Annotated in this window: 3 protein-coding genes; 2 read left to right on the top strand and 1 reads right to left on the bottom strand. The window is 67.5% G+C overall.

Features of this window, described 5'->3' with window-relative positions; all coding sequences use genetic code 11:
* A partial coding sequence (locus tag ABDW35_RS35015; protein ID WP_343718457.1) for an alcohol dehydrogenase catalytic domain-containing protein occupies positions 1–190 on the bottom strand: 190 nt, incomplete at its 3' end.
* A 273-nt stretch (positions 191–463) separates the two neighbouring features.
* Here ABDW35_RS35015 and ABDW35_RS35010 point away from each other — a divergent pair.
* The gene (locus ABDW35_RS35010) at positions 464–2,092 is read left to right on the top strand and encodes a peptide ABC transporter substrate-binding protein (protein WP_343718456.1); all 1,629 of its coding nucleotides are present in this window, start codon (positions 464–466) and stop codon (positions 2,090–2,092) included.
* A gap of 192 nt (positions 2,093–2,284) precedes the next feature.
* Positions 2,285–2,966, top strand: a 682-nt coding sequence (locus ABDW35_RS35005; protein WP_343718455.1) for an ABC transporter permease subunit, incomplete at its 3' end; no start/stop codon positions are given.

The following is a 2,966-nucleotide window of genomic DNA, read 5'->3' as shown; positions in this document are numbered from 1 at the left end:
CCTCATGCCCCAGGATCGACGGGAACAGCCCCTCCGGATCCGCGCCCGACAGCGTGAACTCGTCCGTGTGGCAGATCCCGGTCGCCTTGATCTCGACCAGCACCTCGCCGAACTTCGGACCCTCCAGGTCCACCTCCAGGATCTCCAGAGGCTTCCCCGCGGCAACGGCCACTGCGGCACGCGTCTTCATCTTCCCGGCTCCTCGCGAATCGTCCGGCGAAACCCTAGCGGACAGGTCGTCTCAGTCCCAGGCCCGATATCCCGCGGCCTCGCCCCGATAACCTGAAGTTCAGGCCTCCGTCGCTTTCAGACCTTGTCAGGAGCGACGGCCGCCTGCCCAAATCGCGACCGGCGGGGCGGAACGTCCCCGCGGGACGCCTGAGGCAGGAAGGCAACAGAAGCCCGGCAGGACCGGGACCGCGGCGCCGCCTCGGCGCGGGGGATCACAGATCTGGGGGTTTGCATGAGCTTTCTGAACAAATCGGCCATGGCGCTGGCCCTATGCTTGGCGGCATCCGGCCTGGCGGTGTCCGGCATGGGGGCGCTGGCCGGTCCGGTGGCGGCCGAGACGGTGCTGAACCGCGGCTTCGGCAGCGCGCCGTCGACCCTGGACCCGCAGCTGAACAACGGCGCGCGCGAGAACTACATCATCGCCGACCTGTTCGAGGCCCTGCTGATCCTGGACCCGCAGGGCAACCCGCAGCCGGGCGCGGCGGAGAAGTGGGAGACCAGCGCCGACGGCCTGACCTGGACCTTCCATCTGCGGTCCGGGCTGAAATGGTCGAACGGCGACCCGATGGTGGCGGCGGATTTCGTGCGCGGCATCATCCGCGCCCTCGACCCCGAGACGGCATCGGAGCACGCCTACTACCTGACCGCCGTCCTGCCGATCAAGAACGGCAAGCCCTTCAACGAGGGCAAGCTGAAGGATGCGAGCCAGCTGGGCGCCGCGGCGCCGGACGACCGCACGGTGGTGCTGACGCTCGACTACCCGATGCCGGACGCGCCCTACATCCTGGACTTCCACACCACCGCGCCGGTGCATGCGCCGAGCCTGAAGGCCGCCGGCAACAAGCTGGACTACACCCGGCCGGAGCTGTTCGTCAGCAACGGCGCCTACATGCTGAAGGAATACGTGCCGCAGTCGAAGGTAGTGCTGGTCAAGAACCCGAACTACTGGGACGCGGCCAACGTCAAGATCGACACCGTCGTCTACCACGTCACCGAGGACGCCTCGACCGAGCTGAAGCGCTACCTGGCCGGCGAGCTGGACGCGACCATGACGGTGCCGTCCGACCAGATCGAGAAGCTGAAGGCCGAGCGGCCGCAGGAGCTGCACCAGAACCCGACGCTGGGCATGAAGTATCTGAGCTTCCAGCCCGATGCCGGCCCGCTGTCCGACATCCGCGTGCGCAAGGCGCTGGCCTATGCCATCGACCGCGACTTCCTGCAGGAGAAGATCGAGAAGGCCGGCAACGTGCCGATGTACACCTTCTCGATCAACCAGGACCCGGCCTACAAGCCCGGCAAGGTCGAGGAGGCGGGGCTGAGCAAGGAGCAGCGCCTGGCTGAGGCCAAGAAGCTGCTGGCCGAGGCCGGCTACGGCCCGGACAAGCCGCTGGAGCTGGAGATCATCGGTCCGTCCAGCGCCGCCAGCAAGCGGCGGGTCGAGGGCATCGTCGCGATGTGGAAGCAGAACCTCGGCGTCCGCACCAAGCTGGACCTGACCGAGGTCAAGACCTGGCTGGAGAAGCTGCACACCGGCAACTGGCAGGTCTGCATGGACAGCTATGGCGGCGACTATCCGCAGGCGAAGACCTGGCTGGACGCGCTGCGCTACAGCGGCACGCCGAGCTATCACTGGAAGGACGACGAGTACGAGAAGCTGATGGACGACGCCAACGCCAGCGCCGCGGACAAGACCAAGTTCTACGAGATCCTGGGCAAGGCCGAGCAGCGCATGCTGGACCAGTACGTCTTCATCCCGATCACGGTGTCGGCCGACAACCTGCTGGTCCAGACCTACGTCAAGGGCTGGGGCGCCAACCCGATCGGCCATCCGATGTCGAAGTTCCTGAGCATCGAGAAGTAAGGCCGGCGTCCTTCATCGACAACCCCCTCCCCCTGCCCCCCTCCCGCAGGGGGAGGGGGACGTGAATGGCTCGGCTGGGGTCGTTGATCCGGAGGGACCGCAGTCGTTTCGAGTCCCCCCTCCCCTCGCGGGAGGGGGCTAGGGGGAGGGGGTTCCCTCCGCCGGAGCAGAGACAGGGAGCCACCAGGGCCGATGGTCTTGTCCGTCCTTCGCCGCATGCTGGGCAGCGTGCCGACGCTGTTCGCGCTGGCGACGATCACCTTCTTCGTCATCCGCTTCGCGCCGGGCGGGCCTTTCGACGGCGAGAAGAAGCTGCCGCCGGCGCTGATCGCCCGGATGGAGGCGCAGTACCATCTGAACGAGCCGCTGTGGCAGCAGTATCTGCGCTTCCTGGGCGACGTCGTGCGGCTCGATTTCGGCCAGTCGATGTACTACCGCGAATACACGGTGACGCAGCTGATCGGCCACGGCCTGCCGATCTCGCTGCAGATCGGGCTGTGGGCGACGCTGCTCTACGCCATCGCCGGCGTCACCCTGGGCGTGGTCGCGGCGCTGCGGCGCAACGGCATCCTGGACAATCTGGTCAGCGCCGTCGCCATGGGCGGCATCGTGGTGCCGACCTTCGTCATGGCGCCGATCCTGCAGATCGTCTTCGCCCTGATGCTGAGCCTGGTGCCGGTGGCGGGCTGGGACAATGGCTGGCGGTCGATGGTGCTGCCGGTGGTGGCGATGGCGCTGCCGAACATCGCCTATGTCGCCCGGCTGACCCGCGGCGCCATGATCGAGACGCTGCGCAGCAACTACATCCGCACCGCCCGGGCCAAGGGGGTGGGCGAGTGGCGGGTGCTGACCCACCACGCCATCCGCGGCGCTA

The organism is Inquilinus sp. (assembly GCF_039594555.1).
Classification (GTDB): domain Bacteria; phylum Pseudomonadota; class Alphaproteobacteria; order DSM-16000; family Inquilinaceae; genus Inquilinus.
Note: the sequence above shows the minus strand (reverse complement) of the source record. Positions and strands in the feature narration are given on the sequence as shown.

Excerpts from the sequence above, each read along its gene's own strand:
- ABDW35_RS35010 (WP_343718456.1), top strand. The coding sequence starts at position 464 with ATGAGCTTTCTGAACAAATCGGCCATGGCGCTGGCCCTATGCTTGGCG.